The organism is Leptolyngbya sp. FACHB-8, assembly GCF_014695575.1.
Classification (GTDB): Bacteria; Cyanobacteriota; Cyanobacteriia; order Elainellales; family Elainellaceae; genus Vacuolonema.
This window is the reverse complement of record NZ_JACJOO010000059.1, coordinates 111,543-129,454: the sequence shown is the minus strand read 5'-3', so window position 1 is coordinate 129,454 and position 17,912 is coordinate 111,543. Positions and strand designations below refer to the sequence as shown.

16 protein-coding genes are annotated in these 17,912 nt (G+C 52.1%); 9 read left to right on the top strand and 7 right to left on the bottom strand.

Translation table 11 applies throughout. From position 1 onward, the window contains the following. Positions 1-136 precede the first annotated feature (136 nt). Positions 137-529, bottom strand: coding sequence for a DUF1232 domain-containing protein (locus tag H6F91_RS15345; RefSeq protein ID WP_190771105.1), 393 nt, complete (start codon positions 527-529; stop codon positions 137-139). Between the two features lie 172 nt (positions 530-701). On the opposite strand from H6F91_RS15345, the gene H6F91_RS15340 reads away from it, so the two are divergent. From H6F91_RS15340 to H6F91_RS15330, 3 genes are all read left to right on the top strand, one after another. Continuing rightward, complete coding sequence (locus tag H6F91_RS15340) at positions 702-1,691, top strand: glycosyltransferase (protein WP_190771104.1); 990 nt, start codon at positions 702-704, stop codon at positions 1,689-1,691. A 362-nt stretch (positions 1,692-2,053) separates the two neighbouring features. Further along, on the top strand, positions 2,054-2,998 hold the full coding sequence (gene lipA / locus H6F91_RS15335; protein WP_190771103.1) for a lipoyl synthase: 945 nt from the start codon (positions 2,054-2,056) through the stop codon (positions 2,996-2,998). Positions 2,999-3,175: 177 nt separating this feature from the next. Then, positions 3,176-3,295 carry a photosystem I protein PsaX gene (locus H6F91_RS15330; RefSeq protein WP_190771102.1) on the top strand — a complete coding sequence of 40 codons (120 nt, stop codon included), beginning with the start codon at positions 3,176-3,178 and terminating at the stop codon, positions 3,293-3,295. A 456-nt stretch (positions 3,296-3,751) separates the two neighbouring features. Here the strand turns inward: H6F91_RS15330 and H6F91_RS15325 are convergent, their stop codons facing one another. The 6 genes from H6F91_RS15325 to H6F91_RS15295 form a co-directional block, all read right to left on the bottom strand. After that, a complete protein-coding gene (locus H6F91_RS15325) occupies positions 3,752-4,618 on the bottom strand; it encodes a branched-chain amino acid ABC transporter permease (RefSeq protein WP_190771101.1) in 867 nt (288 codons plus the stop codon). 247 nt (positions 4,619-4,865) lie between these two features. Further along, positions 4,866-5,792: a DUF6734 family protein gene (locus tag H6F91_RS15320; RefSeq protein ID WP_190771100.1), complete on the bottom strand. Its 927-nt coding sequence runs from the start codon at positions 5,790-5,792 to the stop codon at positions 4,866-4,868. Next, positions 5,789-7,291, bottom strand: a complete 1,503-nt coding sequence (locus tag H6F91_RS15315; RefSeq protein ID WP_190771099.1) for an IPT/TIG domain-containing protein — start codon at positions 7,289-7,291, stop codon at positions 5,789-5,791. Before H6F91_RS15315 ends, H6F91_RS15320 begins: the two co-directional genes overlap by 4 nt. After that, positions 7,284-7,613: a hypothetical protein gene (locus tag H6F91_RS15310; protein WP_190771098.1), complete on the bottom strand. Its 330-nt coding sequence runs from the start codon at positions 7,611-7,613 to the stop codon at positions 7,284-7,286. Before H6F91_RS15310 ends, H6F91_RS15315 begins: the two co-directional genes overlap by 8 nt. 91 nt (positions 7,614-7,704) lie before the next feature. Continuing rightward, positions 7,705-8,922, bottom strand: a complete 1,218-nt coding sequence (locus H6F91_RS15305) for a hypothetical protein (RefSeq protein ID WP_190771097.1) — start codon at positions 8,920-8,922, stop codon at positions 7,705-7,707. Positions 8,923-9,370: 448 nt separating this feature from the next. Then, positions 9,371-10,294 (bottom strand): C1 family peptidase, encoded by a 924-nt coding sequence (locus H6F91_RS15295; protein ID WP_190771095.1) that lies wholly within the window; start codon positions 10,292-10,294, stop codon positions 9,371-9,373. Positions 10,295-10,793: 499 nt separating this feature from the next. Between H6F91_RS15295 and H6F91_RS15290 the strand changes: the two genes are divergently transcribed. The 6 genes from H6F91_RS15290 (at position 10,794) to H6F91_RS15270 (ending at position 17,893) form a co-directional block, all read left to right on the top strand. Further along, positions 10,794-11,909, top strand: coding sequence for an alpha/beta hydrolase (locus H6F91_RS15290; protein ID WP_242035806.1), 1,116 nt, complete (start codon positions 10,794-10,796; stop codon positions 11,907-11,909). Positions 11,910-11,942: 33 nt separating this feature from the next. Beyond that, on the top strand, positions 11,943-12,065 hold the full coding sequence (locus tag H6F91_RS28320; protein WP_277874395.1) for a hypothetical protein: 123 nt from the start codon (positions 11,943-11,945) through the stop codon (positions 12,063-12,065). A 382-nt stretch (positions 12,066-12,447) separates the two neighbouring features. Continuing rightward, on the top strand, positions 12,448-13,065 hold the full coding sequence (locus tag H6F91_RS15285; protein WP_190771093.1) for a cation transporter: 618 nt from the start codon (positions 12,448-12,450) through the stop codon (positions 13,063-13,065). 376 nt (positions 13,066-13,441) lie between these two features. Continuing rightward, positions 13,442-14,650 (top strand): 4-hydroxy-3-methylbut-2-enyl diphosphate reductase, encoded by a 1,209-nt coding sequence (locus H6F91_RS15280; protein ID WP_190771092.1) that lies wholly within the window; start codon positions 13,442-13,444, stop codon positions 14,648-14,650. Between the two features lie 789 nt (positions 14,651-15,439). Continuing rightward, the gene (locus H6F91_RS15275; RefSeq protein ID WP_190772985.1) at positions 15,440-16,756 is read left to right on the top strand and encodes an acetamidase/formamidase family protein; all 1,317 of its coding nucleotides are present in this window, start codon (positions 15,440-15,442) and stop codon (positions 16,754-16,756) included. A 330-nt stretch (positions 16,757-17,086) separates the two neighbouring features. Next, on the top strand, positions 17,087-17,893 hold the full coding sequence (locus H6F91_RS15270) for a cyanophycinase (RefSeq protein WP_190772984.1): 807 nt from the start codon (positions 17,087-17,089) through the stop codon (positions 17,891-17,893). The last annotated feature ends 19 nt before the right edge of the window (positions 17,894-17,912 follow it).

Sequence of the window (17,912 nt, the reverse complement as noted above, 5' to 3'; positions counted from 1 at the left end):
GATGAGCTTAAAGCCCTGAAACAGCCTATCGAAGGTAGGCTATTTCGGGGCTTCATTCCAAAACGAGAGTTGCTGCTTAATCAACACGCTCACGCAGATGTGATGACGGGGACACGGAGCATCCCTTCCGGCAGCATTAATCGATAGTGATGACGCGAATGGGATCATCGGTTGGCATGGGCTCCTCTTCTTCAGGAAGCTCTTCTCCAAACCAATCGACCACTTTTTGATGAGCGGTCTCTTTGATTTCCGGGGTGATAGCCATTGCGACGGTGGCTAGAGCGGCGGCCAGGGTGCCCAGATCATCGGCGAACCCAGCGATTGGAGTGACATCGGGGATGGCATCCATCGGCAGAACAAAATAGGCCAGTGCGGAATAGATGACTGTTTTGGCCCAGAGAGGTGTTTCAGGTCGTTGGGCGGCAAAATACAGAGTCAACGCTTTTTCCACCACTTCACGTCCCGCTTTGGTGGCAAAGCGAGTCAGCTTGTTCCAAAACTGCTTATCCGAAAAGACCGCCTTAGTCATAGTTGAGTGGACTTGCAACGTATTCTCCAACTCTAGCGTGAGGAATTTTATCTGGGGGGACGGGATGGCCGATCCAATCAGGTAGGGAAACCGTGATCACCTCCCCGCTCAATCAGGGAACACTGAGGAAAATACCTACTCATGCAACATCGTGCATCAGGAGAAGAACCCTGTGAGTGAGATTGGCGTAGTCGCCATTGGGCGTAATGAGGGCGATCGCCTGCAGCAGTGTCTGAAGTCGGTCATCGGTCGAGTTCGGCAGGTGGTGTATGTAGACTCGGGCTCAACGGATGGCAGTGTCAAGATGGCGCGCAACCTGGGCGCTGATGTGGTGGATCTGGATCTCTCCATTCCTTTTACGGCAGCTCGGGCTCGTAATGCCGGGCTGGAACGATTGCTGACCCTCTGTCCTGATTTGACCTATGTGCAATTCGTCGACGGGGATTGCGAGGTCGTTGAGGGCTGGCTCGAAACCGCACAACAAGCTTTAGACACGAACCCTGAGTGGGCGGTCGTCTGCGGTCGCCGTCGCGAACGCTTCCCGGAACAGACGATTTACAACAGGCTTTGTGACATTGAGTGGAACACTCCCGTTGGGGAGGCGAAAGCCTGTGGTGGCGATGCCTTGATGCGGATTGTGACGGTGCAAAAAGCAGGCGGTTACAATCCCGCTCTGATTGCTGGAGAGGAACCCGAACTGTGTGTGCGGCTCCGACAGCAGGGCTGGAAGATTTACCGCCTGGATGCGGAGATGACCCTGCACGATGCCCAGATGACACGATTTGGGCAGTGGTGGAAGCGATCGCTGCGGGCAGGCCATGCCTATGCAGAAGGCTCTTCCTTGCATGGTCAGCCACCGGAGCGGCATTGGGTGAGGGAAACGCGCAGCAATTGGCTGTGGGGATTAGTGATTCCCGGCGGGGCGATCGCATTGGCCTTCTTGACCCATGGTCTGAGCCTGGTACTACTGTTGGGCTATGGCTTAATGGTTTACAAGATTTACCGCTATATGCAGAGCACTGGGCTATCCAACAGCGATGCAGCACTGTATGCGGGTTCCTGCGTTTTGGGCAAATTTCCGAATGTGTTGGGGCAGCTCCAGTTTTATCGCAATCGCCTGCTGGGTAAGACCAGCCGCTTGATCGAATACAAAGGGCCTTAGACAAAGCTCGTCAGCGCTTCCAGAATCTGTTTTAGAGAATGTTTTTTGTGCGTGAGGCGCACAAAAAACATTCTTGCTAGCGGCTTTACAGCACGCTTTTGCTAGCAGTGCAACTCCAACTTACAGTTGTATAGCGCTATGCATCCGGAACTAGGACAGTTTAACTTTTGAAAAACTGCGCTCCGTGTAGCTTCTCAAAAACTAAACGTCCTAACCAGATCAACTCAGGCTGTAGCCCACCATGCAATGCTGCATGTTGCTCACCTAAAATCTTCAAAAATATTAGACTGGTTCTGACATTTGACACCGCTTCACGTTAAACAGCGATAGATTGACAGGAAGACAAAAACCTAGTCTGCTCCATGACTCCCCCTGATTCCATTTCCACTGGCAACGCCTCTTCTGGTGTTAGCGAAGCGCCGCACGAAAAGCGCCCTACCCTGGTGCAATTGCCTGCCTGGTTACGTCGGCCTATCGGTAAGGCCAGCGAATTGTCAACGGTACAACAAATTATCAAGCAGCGGCAAATCCACACGATTTGTGAGGAAGGGCGTTGTCCCAATCGGGGCGAGTGCTATGCCAGCGGGACTGCAACGTTTCTGCTGATGGGGCCGACCTGTACGCGCTCTTGTGCTTTTTGTCAGGTGGATAAGGGGCATGCACCGATGCCTCTCGACCCGCAGGAACCTCAGAAAGTGGCAGAAGCAGTGCAGCTCCTAGGCTTGCGTTATGTGGTCCTGACCTCTGTGGCACGGGATGACCTGGCAGATGGAGGTGCCAACTGGTTTGTGCAAACTATGGAAGCCATTCGCCAGGTTAATCCAGCGACTCAGGTCGAAGTGTTAACTCCCGATTTTTGGGGTGGATTGTCAGGCGAAGCGGGTCAGCGGAAGCGAGTGACCCAGGTAGTTACTGCAAACCCTGCCTGCTATAACCACAATGTGGAAACGGTAAAACGGCTGCAGGGCGTGGTGCGTCGGGGCGCTAAGTATGAGCGATCGCTCCATGTCCTTGCCATCGTGAAGGAACTGAACCCTACGATTCCCACCAAATCTGGTCTGATGCTGGGCCATGGCGAAACTGAGACTGAAATCGTTGAAGCTCTGCAAGATCTGCGAACGGTAGGGTGCGATCGCCTCACTTTAGGCCAGTACATGCGCCCCTCACTGGATCACCTGCCGGTGCAGAAGTATTGGGCACCCGAGGAGTTTGAGCACCTGGGGGCGATCGCTCGGGATATGGGCTTTTCCCATGTGCGATCGGGACCATTGGTGCGGAGCTCTTACCATGCTGGTGAAGAGGCGTAATCATCCGTCCAGATTTGTAGATAGGAGCACACTTAGCTTGCGCCCATCTACAGAGCAGTTGCCAGGCAAAATTATTCCAAAATATTGAGTTTTGTCTGTGAGCGTAGCAATGGGTACAGGTTGGTTAATAATGGCGACAGAGGTTCACGGTTGAATTGATTTTTAAGGACAATCGCAATGACTTCCAAACAAGCACAAACTAAGAAGCCCCCTTATACTTTCCGCGCTGGCTGGGCCTTGCTGCTCCTGGCTATTAACTTCCTCGTGGCGGCTTATTATTTTGGAATTATTCAATAATCCTTTTGGATTAACGAATGCCTTTGTTTCCCCTGGATCTCTGCTCTGGGGGATTTTTTTGCTTTCTACGGAATCTCAGTTTGAGCTGACGGTGTTTTCGAGGGCGGCGCTTCGTGCCGTTCTTGAAAACGCCCATTTTGCGTGCTAACGCGCGCAAAATGGGCACTTCGGCTTATTTTGAATTTGGGTTACTGAAATTAGGTGAGTAGCACGAATGGCACTGACATAAGCTGGGATGCTTGCATAAACCTGGCTTGGGGGCGCGTCGCCCCCCAAACCCCCCGACTGGGGGGACGGCTGCCCGTCCCCCCAGACCCCCCTCGGCAAGGAGGTTTTGCATAGGAGGTGTCAGGTCGCTTCGCTTTGCTGGGGTTTTGAAGCAGACCCCGGCCTTTCTCTAACGTAGGTTTGGGCTTATTTCAGTGCCATTTGTGGGTGGCACCCATTTCACAAAGACTACATTGTGCCTCTAAAAATCCCCTGGGGTCGGATCAACAGCACGGCTACCATCAGCACCAGGGCTACTGCCAGCTTGTATTCTGCTGAGAACAGGTAGGTGCTAAGTTCTTGGGCAATGCCGATGACGTAGGAGCCGGCGATCGCCCCATAGGGATTGCCAATACCCCCCAGAATCACCGACGCAAACATGGGCAGAATCAGGAACCATCCCATGTCGGGACGGACGGCTGTAATCAGTCCATACATGGAGCCTGCAATAGAGGTGAGTCCTGCGGCCAGAATCCATGTCCAGATCACGACTTGATCGACATTAATGCCGGTCACTCGCGCCAGGTCAACGTTATCGGCGACCGCGCGCATCGCTTTGCCGACCTTGGTGTGCTGTAACAGGTAGTGCATCCCCAGCATGGCGACGATCGCCAAACCCACCACAATAATCCGAGTCATCGTGATACGGATGCCACCGAGGTTGAGGGCCGCTAGCACGGGCAAATCGTACTGCTGGTTAGCGGCTCCCCAGGCCAGAATGATGCCGTTGCGGAGGAACAGGGCGAGGCCGATCGAAATGATGATTAAGGTCGTAGATGAGGCGCGGCGATCGCGCATGGGCGACCATATGATTTTTTCGAGGAGCAGGGCGACGGCGATCGTCAACAATGCACCTACGACCGTCGCTAGCCAGATGTTGATCCCCAGCGCATTGGCTGTCCATGTGAAATAGGCACCCAGGGCCATCAAGTCCCCGTGGGCAAAATTTGCCAGTCGTAAAATGCCATAGGTTAAGGTTAATCCCACGGCTGCCAGGGCAATAATGCTGCCCACGGCCACCCCATTGACTAATGTTTGGATAAGCTGTTGATCCATCGGCTAACTCCATTTGGCCCCAATCTTTGTAGCCTATCAGAATTAAACTCAAACGGATTTTGTGAGCGGAGAAGCTCACATACTGAAACCTTTGTGGTAGGGATATGGCATACAACGTCCCTATCGCATAGGTTTTAGCGCGATAGCAAAAGCTAGTAGCCTGCGGCCTAAGTTCGCAACCTATGTTTTGTGTGGGGTGCTTCGCACCCCACACAAAACATAGGTGATGGATTTCCGCCTCAGCGTACTAGTCTAGGTGAGCAACGTATTGCAAACACCGTTCGTATTGCTCGGGGTAGTCTCGAGCGACGCGTTGTTCTAGGCGGTGGGCGATCGCCACGTCATGCTTAGCATTGCCGATTAGATGGGTGTAGCCCAGTTGCTGGGGTTGTTCTTCTGAAAAGGCCGATTCAGGGGTGGCAAACAGACACTCCATGGCAACGCCGGGAAAGGGGGTGTTGGGGTGTTGCCGGTGATAGTTCACGCAGGCCGCTAGAAAGTATTGCTCAATCAGCAGGCAATCCCCTGGCTTATTGTCCATGTGCTCAAAGGCAGCTTGGTTGCGGGGGTGGGTGGCGATTTGTAGCGCCAGGTCGGCATAGTGCCGAATAAAATCTACCTGGGTGCCGCCAAAAATGCCGCAGCAGTAGGCCCGGTTAGAGCGTTGCACAAGATAGGCGTGCCATTCGTCGGGTAGCCATCCGCCCGTCTGTCTGACGCGCTGATCAAAGATCTCAGGTCGGTACCACCAGCAGGTGGCGTCATGTTCTCCAAACACAAAGTATTCGGGGTTTTGGGTGAGCACGGGGGCCGTGGCCAGATCCGGGGGCAATGCCTTCCAGAGAAACACGTCGCTGTCTACATGGATGAACGGATGGCTCTGGCTGCGATAGGCCCACAGCTTGCCGAGAACCCACCAATCTGGGTCCTGATCATGCAGAGCGTTTAACTCCGTAGAGACGGCGTCAAATTGTAGCCCCAGTCCATCCACCAGCATCTGTGCGCCTTCGTCGTCCGTGATCAGAGCGGTTTCGGGATAGTGCTTGCGGGCTGTTTCCAGGGAGAGAATCCAGGCCAGTAAATGGTGCTTTTCGCTGAGCCAGATGGTTTGTCGATGGGCCCGGAAGGGTTTTGTCCAGAAGGACCAGACCGAGCGGGTAATGGATGGGCTCATAGCAAGTTCCCTCCGATCGCCTGTCCAGAACCGTAATAGCTGCTGCTGAGGATGGTGAAGGAATCTTGTGTGGTAACGGTTCCAACGGAGGTTTGTACCGTAATTGAGGTGGTCCGGGGAGAGATGGAAGGGACGCGGACGACAATTTGCGTTGCGCTGGTACTGATAATCGCGGCTTGAACCGTGCCAAACAGAACCATGGGGCTTCCCTGGTTGAAGTTGCGGCCTTGAAGGGTGATGCGATCGCCCGGTCTTCCCGATTTGGGAGTGAATTGGTTGGGGGGTGAATTGAATTCGGGCGGGGGTGGCAGGGCAGGCTGCACCACAAACTCCAGCATGAACCGATTATTAGTGGGCGACTGATCCTGTAGCGTGTTGTCAGGGTCAATGATGACGCTGACCCAGTAGGTGCCAGGTGCCGTGAAGGCCGCCGTAAACTCCAGGGATGGATCGGTAGAGGTTTCCTGGGCTTTTAATGGGCCGTGGAGATAGTTCTCCTGAATGATAGTTCTGGGGAGTGTGGGGAAATCATCGTCAACTGGGCGAGCTTGCAAACTGTATTCGATGGGGGGTTGCCCAGAGGTGGTCGTCACGATCCAACGGACGGGGATGTTGGGGATACTGAGGGTGCCCTGGTTGATTAGAGTTGCCTGGAAGGCGATCGCCTGCTGCACCCGGAGAACCCCTGGAGTTTTCAGGGTGATGGTTTGCACCACCAGATCCACGACATGGGCTCGCCAGGGTTTGGTGTTGGTGCGCTGGTCGTTCACTTTGGCGATCACACTACCACTGCCAGTGACGCTCCTGGGCATCTCCACCGTCAGTCGGGTACTGGTACGCTGAATCATCCTCGCCAGCCGATCTTGAAAGTAGACTTCTACAGTATCTTCAGGGGTTCCAAGGTTGCCCCCATCGATTACCACAATGCTGCCAGCAGGGCCGCTTTCGGGCTGAATATCCGAGATAAACGGCCACTGTCGCCACAGGCGCAACCGGGCTTCATCCACTCCGGCTTTGAGCGACACTTCTGTCAGCATGGCCGGGGTTTGGGTCGCACCATACAGGTCGTTGACCGAATGAATGCCTACCGTTCTGAGTCGTTGAATTTCGCTCTCCTGAATATCAGGCAGCGTATTTAACGGTTCCAGTTCATCGGTTTCCAGGTCGACAGATTTGCGCGTTTCCTGCACCTGGGTATCGAGGGCAGGGGTAAACCCTAGCTTCAGTACCGTCGCTCCCGAGTGCCCTGGAGCCGTGGTGCGAAACAGGAGGCGACCATTCGGGTCACGGCGCACGTCCACCTGGAGATCCAGATTGAGTTGGTTCACCATCATCGATAGGCGACGGTTTTGCGACTTGAGGATTAAGGTGTCCTGGGCCTGATCCAGCTCAGCGGTGACCAGTTGGATGAGTTCAGACAATTCCCACTCTTCGTTGGGGAGGGCAGGGGAATCGTTAGGGGTGAGGGAGCGATCGCGATCTTCCACAGGGCTACGCACCGGGGTAAAACGTCAGGGTCATTCTAAAACGGCTTAAGCCTGTTGCCGACTTGGGCACTAGGGGTGATGGCAGGGTTGTCATCAGGCGGGGGTTAGTGCCGGTGTCAGCTTGATCAGGCGAGACGTGGAAATGGACGGGAATCTCCACGGTAATCTCATCCAGATTGAGATGGGGCCAGGGAGTGTTGGGAGGTGGGGAAGGCAGGGAGGATTCGGCCAGGAGTTCCGCCAGAACATCGGGGGGAGGGTCGTAGGTGGCAGGGATGTCGGCGATCGCCCCCACGGTCAGTTCCACCAAATTGCGAAAGGAAATCGAAGGCATTGTGCTGCGGAGAGGTCGTGTGGTTGTAGGGGCTAGACACCCGGTGTTTTTGGAAACACCGGGTGTCTTAACGCTAAGCTAGGCAGCCGGTTTAGAGAATGGGAGCCAGATCAGACTCTTTAACGGAGCCGCTGCTGTCATTCAGGGGTTTGTAATCGGTCTTGAACTTCAGGGTGACTTGACCGCTCATGCGCGTCAGGGTTTCGATATTCCCCACCGAGGTTTGATCCACCGTGCTGACCTTGAGTTGGTTGTAGTGCGCGCTCATGCTGGCACTGCCCCATCCCCAGAAAGCTCCAGCTTTTAGATTGCCACCGTAGCTATTGCGATCGGTGTTGCTGGTCCGGGATGTGTTAGTTTCCTGGGAAGAAACCTGGAAGATTAGCTTGGTGTCGATCTGACCTTCGGTGATGACGATCCGAGCCATGCCTTCCCGCGCCATTTGCCGCAGTTGGTTCATGCCATCGCGGGCTAAGCCATGCTTGATGGCCGCTACAATGTCGGCCATGTCATCGTCGGTATAGATTTTGGAACCCCGAACTTCGATCCCTCCGACGCTATCAAAGTCTTCTTTTTCAAAGATGGCTTTAACTTCGTCCTCTTTGAATTCGGCGGTTTTGGAATCAATAACACCAAAGGCATAAAGAATCGCCGCTCGATAACCGCCGGTGACAGGAGCCAGGTAGAACAAACGCTTGAGATGGTAAGCCCGACGAGGTTCGCCTTTTTTCAGCTCAAACTTTTCGTCCCCTTCAACCAGGGTGAGCTGCTCCAGCTTTTCATTTACCGCATCATCAGAGACGTTGTCAGAGGCGAACTCCTTCAAGCTCTTGGTGATCTCCGCCACCATGTCGCTGTAAGCCTTCATCTGGTCGATGGTGGCTTTGATGATGGAGTTGAACGTACCGCTAATGAGGCCCTGGGTGAAATTCACAAAGGCCATACCGACCTCCTGGGAACCCCGTACTGCCAGGTCAACGGCATTCTTAGAGGTCTGATTTCCGTCAGTGCCCAGCTTGGTGTTCTCGTTGAGGGGAGCAATCAGCCCCATGGATGCCGCTTCCATACTGCCATCCTGGGGTCGCAGGAAGTCGAGCAGAGTTTCTTGAACAATCGTGGTGACACCCTGCCGCAGCATTTGCCGCTCGGCATCATCGTCACCCAGATTCTCAACGGTTTGCTCGATCACTTCCATTAACCGATCAACACCGCTAGCGATCGCCTCATCAGCCGGTTGCACGACCAGAGAATCTTCCAGATTGGACTCTTCGTTGTTGGGGTTTTCGTTTTGCTTGCGAATGCGAGTCATGATGTTTCCTTTCGTGACGATTTCAGTTGACTGAGACGGATTCAGGATTATCCGTCGTGCGAACAATCCAACCGATGGTGCAACCCCAGGAACGGCTCTCGACCGTTGTCTCTGGCTGACCATGACAGTTGAAACTTTGTGGGGAGAATGTTCGTGCAGATGCCTTTGGCTATCAACATTTGGGATCTGCACGAATTCTCCCAAGCTGGAATTTCGATGCGACCTGTCTCGTAAATGGCTTCAGAACTGTGCCTGTTTCAGAAATGCGAGTTCAATCGGCTGTGATTGTTGAGGGACGGGCATCTTGTCCATCTGGGCGGGTCAGGGCACCTATCCCACAATTGATTGAATTCACAGTCCTCAACTCAACATCGTCTTTTGAGGACGTTCAAGGCGACAACGAAACTATTGACGAAAGGGGCCAAATCGACTTCCAGGAATAGCGGGATCAGGCATTGAGCCCAAAGACACCCGTATCCACCCAATCTTGTTTGAGGAGCACCCACCAATCCACGGAAAGGCCCCGCTGAATGTAGGTGTAGGGCAACCAACCGTAGCCTTCTTTACCCCAACTTGTACCCCAGGAATTCCGGACGAGAATGGCCCCTTTGCTCTTAATGCCACCCGGCTTAAAGTGCTCGATCACCAGGGAGTCGTCGTAGCCCACAGCCGTCATGGCATGACCACCCAGGGGGCGATCGCTACTCACGGGGAAGGGCAGTTGCCCCAGGGTATTCGCCCGACTGGCATGGAGCAACGGAGCATCGAACATCATTGTGCCAAAGGCCAGGGGAAAACCGGCTGCCAACTGGGTTTTGATGGTTAGCAGTAATTCATCATCGTAAGTGTCGGGGGCATCTAACCGGACGTAATGCATCGCCTTGTAGTTGGAGGCAAAGGCGTAGCAAAAGGCGGGAGGCTCTACATTCAGTTGGCCCATTTCGTATGCCCAATACTCTTCGGGGGGCAGCCCAAAGAGCCGCAGGGCTCCCATGGTGGTGCGGAGAAAGACGCCGACGTTTCCCTCCGATTTGAGCAAGTTGCGGGTGGTTTTGTAGAGGAACAGCCGTGAGCGGTGGCGATACTCTTGCGTCGCTTTTTGCTCCAGGTATTCGGCGATCGCCGTCACCACATGGGCGGTGCAGGATTCCATCTTGCCCTGGTCTTCTACCGGGGAAAACCCAGGCCGGAGGTCTACGAAGGAAGGGAGATCTAACTTTTTGAACTGACGATTCTCAATAAACCGGGCAGAGCGGCCCATCACGGTATCGAGCAGAGGACGAACAGCTTTGCTGGTGAGCCGTAAGTCTCGATGGTCGGGATAATCTCGGAGCCAACCCATACCGTGCTGGCGACGAATAGTTTCACTCATGCAGCGTGATTACTTTTGGGGAGACGATTCAGGAACACCGAATCCCGGTGAGAAGCTAAAGTGCGCTTTCCACAAGGATTTTGGGTTTTTTGTGTAGAATTACACAGGAACTCTCTAAACTTCACGTAGTGACCGTAGGATTCCGGACTTTCTCTGATGCCTTTAGCGTAAAGATCCATTACGTACTTTGCTTTTGAGCCAGAACGCTGTCGCAAAGCCGTATAGGGCATTTTTACCCCAAGGATGTTGGGGTGCATCCTAGCTTTTGCAGATTTGGAAGCCCACTTTTGTAGATGAGGCGGGCATTGCCCGCCTCATCTACAAAAGTGGATGCACCCGGATATTGAGATGTAGAAACCATGGTTTCACACTTCAATTCCATGAGAGAGGAAGATAAGATGCGGCGATCGCCCATAACCTTAGGAGGTTATGCTGGACGCAATTTTTCTTTAAGCTCACCTCAGCCTGGTTTGTTGCTTTAGCAGGGTGAATCTCCGCCATGTTCATGCCCATTGATTTTGTGTTGCGTTTGCTAGCCAATCTGCTGACGGTAGTTCTGCTAGGGAGCGGCATTTACATTCTCTACGAGTGGTATGAGGTGGAATTGGTTAGCGATCGCTGGCTCTACCTTGGCATTGGCCTCCTACTCTGGTCATTTCTAGGGTTCCTGCCCATCTTGCTATTGCATCGCCCTGGAAAAGATGAGCCTTCGCCACTGCGCAGTAATCGAGTGCAGCGGGTATCCCGGCCTGATGGGAGTGAAATTCAAGTGGAATTTTATGGCCCCGATCACGCGCCAACGCTCATCCTGACCCACGGTTGGGGACCTGACAGCACAGTCTGGTATTACGCAAAAAAACAACTTGCTGATCAGTTTCGCGTGGTGGTCTGGGATTTACCGGGACTGGGCAAATCCAAAAAGCCCGACAACCGGGATTACTCAACGGAGAAATACGCCCGTGACCTGGATGCGGTGATATCCCTGGTGGATGATCAGCCCGTTTTCTTGCTCGGACACAGCATGGGAGTCATGATTCTGTTGACCTTTTGCCGCTTGTTTCCCGAACGGCTGGAGCAGCGCGTTGCAGGTTTAATCCTGGTGGATGGCACCTATACAAACCCATTGCGAACCACGACGCTGAGCAAGTTGTTACTGGCGTTGCAAAAGCCTCTGTTGGAACCGTTGCTGCATGTGGTGATCGCCCTCTCTCCCCTATTCTGGCTCATAAGCTGGCTCAGCTATTTGAATGGCATAACACTGCTAACTACAGAAATTTCAGGCTTTACGGGTCGTGAAACCCGAGGCCAGCTTAATTTCTCCACCTTAACGGGCCTTAAAGCATCTCCAGGAATTTTGGCCCGTGGCGTTCTGGAAATGTTTCGGTTTGCAGAGGCCTCAACGTTGCCTAAAATTTTGGTGCCAACCCTTGTGATTCATGGCAAGTCTGATATTGCAACACGCCCCTTCGCAAACCAGCGCATTGCTGAGCAGATACCTGCTGCGGAACGGAATGTCCTTGCTCCAGGTGGGCATATGGCATTGATGGAGCGCAATCAGCAGTTTTCAGACATTATTCGCAGCTTTAGTGATGCTTGCTTGAGATTGAAACGGTAAACAGCTTGTTCGCTCAAATCTAAGGCGGGTAATATGCCCACTTCGCAGGAGTTACAGGCAACTACTCGCCTCAGAATTTTTCAAAACTTAGGGCGATCGCTGACAGTTTATTTCAGCGCTATTCACCCATACTGGAATAACCTCAGTTCGGGATAAGCTGAAGTGCTTATTTTGGCGTGCGCAAAGCGCACGCCAAAATAAGCGTTTTCGAGTGCCGCGCAACGCGCGGCACTCGAAAACGCCCTTAACCCGAACTTATAGCGCTGTGCACGTTGATTAAGTACGGTGGTGTGGGGCACTTCGTGCCCACACCACCGTTGCTGTACTTAACGCACTTGCACATTGCTACAGGTTGGAATAGTACTGACGACGCATGCTTGTTGTGTTTGGTGTGAAAATCACACTACATACAGCAAGCATGCGTAAGTCCTCAATATGTTTGAGAAGGTAATGTTTTGTACACAATCCTGCCAGCAGCTATTAAAGGCCTGTGATAGCATCCAACTATTCATATAAATGTTGAAATGCTGAGCTGCTTATGGGTGACAACTGCTGTCAAAACAAGGGTTGTGAGCTAACGAAGCTAAAAAAACAGCAAGCTAAAGTCCTGTGGGCCGTGTTGTTTATCAACCTGTGCATGTTCGTGATTGAATTTGGCTCAGGGCTCCGTGCTGGTTCACTATCTTTAACAGGAGATTCGCTTGATATGCTGGGCGATGCGTTAGTTTATGCCAGCAGTTTGTACGTCATTAATAAGGGTAATAAAGCTCAGGCTGGTTCAGCTTTCTTGAAAGGAATTATTATGCTTCTGTTTGCTATTGCAGTCTTTGCAAAAGCAACCTATCAACTGTTTGTAGGTGCCGTTCCCGCAGCAACCATTATGAGCGTGGTTGGCGTTGTGGCATTACTGGCCAATCTAGTCTGTTTGCTTCTACTAACTCGGCACCGAAACGACAACATCAATATGTCGTCTGTCTGGTTGTGCTCCAGGAATGACATCATTGCAAACACATCTGTTCTTCTCGCAGCCGGATTGGTTTTTCTGACCCAATCCGTACTTCCAGATTTGGTTGTAGGTTTGTTCCTCACAGTTGTTTTTGCGCAATCAGCAGGTAAAGTCCTGACCCAGTCATGGAGAGCAATGCAGCAAGCCTAGTGTAACTTCAGTGTTGCTAGACCCTTGTTGTGGGTATGCCGTGCTCACAATAAGGGTTTTAGAAAAGATGTCTGAGCCTGTGTTGAGTTAGGAAGGGGTGGAGCGTACGCTCCACCCCTCCTTAAATTGAATTTCGAATGGGCATTTCAATATTTGGAGGTGGCAACCAGCAATTCTCATTTTGGAATCCAATCCGAAAATAGCCCGCCGAAGGCGGGCTATTTTCGGGCTTCAAAGCTGAGAGTTCGTGCCCGAAGGGCGCGAACTCTCAGCTTTGAAGCCCATACTGAGAATTGCTGGGTGGCAACTCTGGAGGTATTAGAGGGGTAGGATTCTGGTAGGCTGAAGGAGACGACGGTCTACTCCGGGGAAGCTGATGGATACCAAGGCGTTTAAGCGATCGCTCAACCACTCCGATAACTACCACCGCAAGGGCTTTGGCCATGAAGCCGAAGTTACGGGCATGATGAAGTCGGAGTACGAAAGCCCGCTGATTCAAGAAATTCGCGCCAATGACTACCGCCTGATGCGGGGAGATGTCACCATTCGGCTGGCGGAAGCTTTTGGATTCTGCTGGGGGGTTGAGCGAGCGGTAGCAATGGCCTACGAAACCCGGCAGCACTTCCCCAACGAGCGCATCTGGATTACCAACGAAATCATCCATAATCCCTCAGTAAACCAGCGGCTCCGGGAGATGAATGTCGAATTCATCGAAGTCGATAAAGGCGTCAAAGATTTTTCGGGTGTAGCAAAAGGCGATGTGGTGATCCTTCCCGCCTTTGGAGCCAGCGTGCAGGAAATGCAACTGCTGAACGATCGCGGCTGCACCATTATCGATACGACCTGCCCCTGGGTTTCCAAAGTGTGGAACACCGTTGAGAAGCACAAGCGGGTAGAATACACCTCCATTATCCACGGCAAGTACAACCACGAAGAGACGATCGCCACTAGCTCCTTCGCTGGCACCTATCTGGTAGTGCTGAATCTGGAGCAGGCTCAGTATGTGGCAAATTACATTCTGAACGGGGGCGATCGCACTGAATTCCTCGCCAAGTTCAAAAACGCCCATTCCAAAGGATTTGACCCCGATCGCGACCTGGAACGGCTGGGAGTGGCTAACCAAACCACCATGCTCAAGAGCGAAACCGAGCAGATCGGCAAGCTCTTCGAGCACACCATGATGAAGAAGTACGGCCCGGAAAACCTCAACGACCACTTCCTCGCGTTCAACACCATCTGCGATGCCACTCAGGAACGGCAGGATGCCATGCTGAATCTGGTGGAAGAAAAACTAGACCTGATGGTGGTGATTGGCGGTTATAACTCTTCCAACACGACTCATCTGCAAGAAATCGCTATTGAGCGGAATATCCCCTCGTTCCATATTGATAGCAGCGATCGCATGGGTCCCGGCAATCGCATCGAACATAAACCCCTGGGGCGCGATCTGGAAGTCACCGAAAACTGGCTTCCTTCTGGCCACCTGACGATTGGGGTAACATCCGGAGCCTCAACTCCTGACAAGATCGTGGAACAGGTGATTGAGAAGATTTTGGAATTGAAAGGGGCAATGGCGATCGCCTGAGCTACCATTTCCTGAAACTACACCCTGTTGTAAAACTGTCTGAAAGGATTTTTTTATATACGAAGCGCACGAAAAAGATAACTTCTGAAACGCTTCTAGTAAATGAAGCCGTTGATACTCATCAACGGCTTCATTTATTGGATGTCTTCTATTGCTTCGCAGGCTGCTAAGGGTAGTGGGCGATCGCGCATGAACAAAGACTAATCACGTACGGTTTCAAGCATTTTGCTGGAAAAATAAAAAACTTTTCTAAGCTTTATTTCTATGGTAATTAACCTCAGTTCGGGATAAGCTGAAGTGCTCATTTTGGCGTGCGCTTTGCGCACGCCAAAATGAGCGTTTTCGAGTGCCGCGCAACGCGCGGCACTCGAAAACGCCCTTAACCCGAACTCAGGTTAATTAGATTCCCTAAAACGGCTGTTTCTAGCCGTCATTCTTCCGATTCCTATTTTTAAATATTGGTTTTACTTGCCATTATTTGCGCCATCTGCCAATGAATTTATGATTGGTTTTAATAGGAGAATCTATTGATCTTCTCGTAATACTGGAAAATGTTCAGGAATTAGTATGAATTGTAGCGGTAGAAACAAATAGATCATAAAGCTTTGGAAATAATTGAAGTCTGATTTGATTGGGTATTCAAAAGCTTGATAGCCTGCATTTTTCCCATAAAACTGTGAGAAAAATGGGCTCCAAACACTTGCACACCTACATTTGTGCTTTAGCTGAGTCAAGTAAGTATCCACACAATCAGAGTTAACGATCTAATTTTTTCACCTGAATATTTCTATGCCGCGTCGTCGTGATTTTCTTCTTGGCAGCGCCGCTGCTGCTGCTGCTGTGTCTGTCTTGCCTAAGGCTCGTGCTCAAGAAACCGCGCGGCCCGAAATGGCTGCCCTACAGGAAGGCTACGTAGGGCAGTATCAGGGAGGCGTCTATCTGCTCCCAGCTACGGATGAAACGGTGCAGTGGGGTTGGTTCAATAATGCTGAGCCACCACGGGCCCGGATCAAATCGGGCGACACGATTATTCTAGAGACGATGATGGCTTCCCAGAATCAAATTCTGCCGGGAGTCTCCATTGAGAAAATCACAGAGTTGCGGGTTAATTACCCTGGACGTGGCCCTCATACCATTACAGGGCCTGTGTATATAGAAGGGGCAGCCCCCGGCGATACCCTGAAGGTCAAAATCAATCGCATCGTTCCCCGCACTTATGGGGCAAACTGGAATTTGCCCGGAGATCTGAACCTTGGGCAATTCCCCAGCGTCTTCACTGAACCCCAGGTAAAACACTTTTTCCTGGATCTGAATCGGAATAAAACAGAATTTTTACCCGGTATTGAGTTACCCGTGCGCCCCTTCCCCGGCATTTTGGGGGTAGCCCGTGCCGAGAGTGGCCAGTACAGCACGGTACCTCCCGGCCCCTTTGGCGGCAACCTGGATTGCCGCGAATTGGTAGAAGGTACAACGATCTACCTGCCGGTTTTTGTGGATGGAGCGTTGCTGTGGTCGGGTGATTCCCACGCCGTGCAAGGAAACGGTGAGATTAACCTGACTGCCATTGAATCGGCCTTTAATGAATTGAATCTGACAGTCGAAGTGATTAAGGGCAAAACCCTGAGTTGGCCTCGCATTGAGTCGGATACCCACTGGATTACCCTGGGCTACGATCGCGATATGAATATTGCTCTCGACATTCTGCAAGAGGAAACCGTCAAGTTTCTCGCGGAGTGGAAGGGGATGCGTGCCTCAGAAGCACGGCGCTATATGGCAACCTATGGGGACTGTCGGGTTGCAGAAGTCGTGAACCAATTGAAAGGGGTGTACTGTATGCTGCCCAAGGATGACGATGCACGTCCCTTGCCTCCCAATCCTACGGCTGATACCCGTAGCAGCTATGTCACCTACGCCGTTGATGCCAATGGCATGGAGGCCATGAATAAAGCGGCGATGAGCCTGATTGAACGGATGCAGGCGGAGAAGGGTTTGAGTGCGCTGGATGCTTACGCGTTGGCGAGTTTGGCGATGGATGCTCGCATGGGTGAACTGGAACCCGGTGCCAAGCACATTCACTGTTTAATGCCAAAATCCCTGTGGGTGTAAAGGATATTCGTGCCTGCTTCTTGGGTAGTTGAAGTGTGATTATCAAAGTGCGGTGCTTTACGCCGCACTTTTTTAGTCGCAATGCTGCGAATCACTACGAAGGCTTAATTTTTTACGGGAAGTCGACTTGTAGAAAATAGAAGATTTTAGAATCAGTTCTAACTTTAAACAGACAAATCTACTAGAAAAATCACGCTACCATTCACCGAGAGCGCTCGTGGTATTCCGCTAATGTAATTTCTGCGTTAAAGAATTCGTTTGGGAAAATGGATTGGCGATCGCTAAATCTGTCCTCAAACGCGATCCAAAATCACGTGAGGAAACAGGGTTATGGATGCTCGGACTACAAAAGGTGCCCTGCTGATTGTGGGAGGTGCTGAGGATAAGGAGGGCTCCTGTACTATCCTGCGGGAGTTTACGCGGTTAGCAGGAGGGCAGCGGGCTCGCATTGCGGTGATGACGGCTGCAACCAGTTATCCCGACGAAGTGGGGCGAACCTATACCGATGTATTTTTGCGGTTAGGGGCAGAGGCGGTGGATGTCGTGGATACCCGCGATCGCCGCGATTCTGAAGCCTCTGATCTGATTGATGTCATTCAATCTGCCACTGGTATCTTTTTCACAGGGGGTGACCAGGCCCAAATCATCGACCGTATTAAAGATACGCCCCTGGACAAGGCGATTCGTGAGCAACATGCCAGTGGTGTTGTGGTTGGAGGCACCAGTGCTGGAGCCGCGATGATGCCTGACATGATGATTGTGGAAGGAGATTCTGCGACCAATCCCCGGTTAGATGTCGTGGAAATGGGGCCGGGAATGGGTTTTTTGCCAGGAGTCGTGATTGATCAGCATTTTGCTCAACGGGGGCGTTTGGGGCGATTGCTGTCAGCTCTGCTGATTGAGCCCAGTATTTTAGGATTTGGAATTGATGAGAATACAGCGATCGCCGTCCAGGGTGATGAACTGACGGTGCTGGGGGAAGGTGCGGTGACGGTCGTAGATGAATCAGAGAGTACCTACAACAACCTGAAAACAGCGCTAAAAGACGAAGATTTAGCCGTTTATGGTGTCAAAGTTCATATTCTGCCCCGTGGGCATCAATTTAATCTAAAGACACGCAAGCCCACTCCACCCTGATAGTTGCAGGACTTCACCA

Coding starts and splice junctions, on each gene's coding strand:
- H6F91_RS15345 (WP_190771105.1), bottom strand. CDS start 529: ATGACTAAGGCGGTCTTTTCGGATAAGCAGTTTTGGAACAAGCTGACT.
- lipA (WP_190771103.1), top strand. CDS start 2,054: ATGACTCCCCCTGATTCCATTTCCACTGGCAACGCCTCTTCTGGTGTT.
- H6F91_RS15330 (WP_190771102.1), top strand. CDS start 3,176: ATGACTTCCAAACAAGCACAAACTAAGAAGCCCCCTTATACTTTCCGC.
- H6F91_RS15325 (WP_190771101.1), bottom strand. CDS start 4,618: ATGGATCAACAGCTTATCCAAACATTAGTCAATGGGGTGGCCGTGGGC.
- H6F91_RS15320 (WP_190771100.1), bottom strand. CDS start 5,792: ATGAGCCCATCCATTACCCGCTCGGTCTGGTCCTTCTGGACAAAACCC.
- H6F91_RS15310 (WP_190771098.1), bottom strand. CDS start 7,613: ATGCCTTCGATTTCCTTTCGCAATTTGGTGGAACTGACCGTGGGGGCG.
- H6F91_RS15305 (WP_190771097.1), bottom strand. CDS start 8,922: ATGACTCGCATTCGCAAGCAAAACGAAAACCCCAACAACGAAGAGTCC.
- H6F91_RS15295 (WP_190771095.1), bottom strand. CDS start 10,294: ATGAGTGAAACTATTCGTCGCCAGCACGGTATGGGTTGGCTCCGAGAT.
- H6F91_RS15290 (WP_242035806.1), top strand. CDS start 10,794: ATGTTCATGCCCATTGATTTTGTGTTGCGTTTGCTAGCCAATCTGCTG.
- H6F91_RS28320 (WP_277874395.1), top strand. CDS start 11,943: ATGCCCACTTCGCAGGAGTTACAGGCAACTACTCGCCTCAGAATTTTT.
- H6F91_RS15285 (WP_190771093.1), top strand. CDS start 12,448: ATGGGTGACAACTGCTGTCAAAACAAGGGTTGTGAGCTAACGAAGCTA.
- H6F91_RS15280 (WP_190771092.1), top strand. CDS start 13,442: ATGGATACCAAGGCGTTTAAGCGATCGCTCAACCACTCCGATAACTAC.
- H6F91_RS15275 (WP_190772985.1), top strand. CDS start 15,440: ATGCCGCGTCGTCGTGATTTTCTTCTTGGCAGCGCCGCTGCTGCTGCT.
- H6F91_RS15270 (WP_190772984.1), top strand. CDS start 17,087: ATGGATGCTCGGACTACAAAAGGTGCCCTGCTGATTGTGGGAGGTGCT.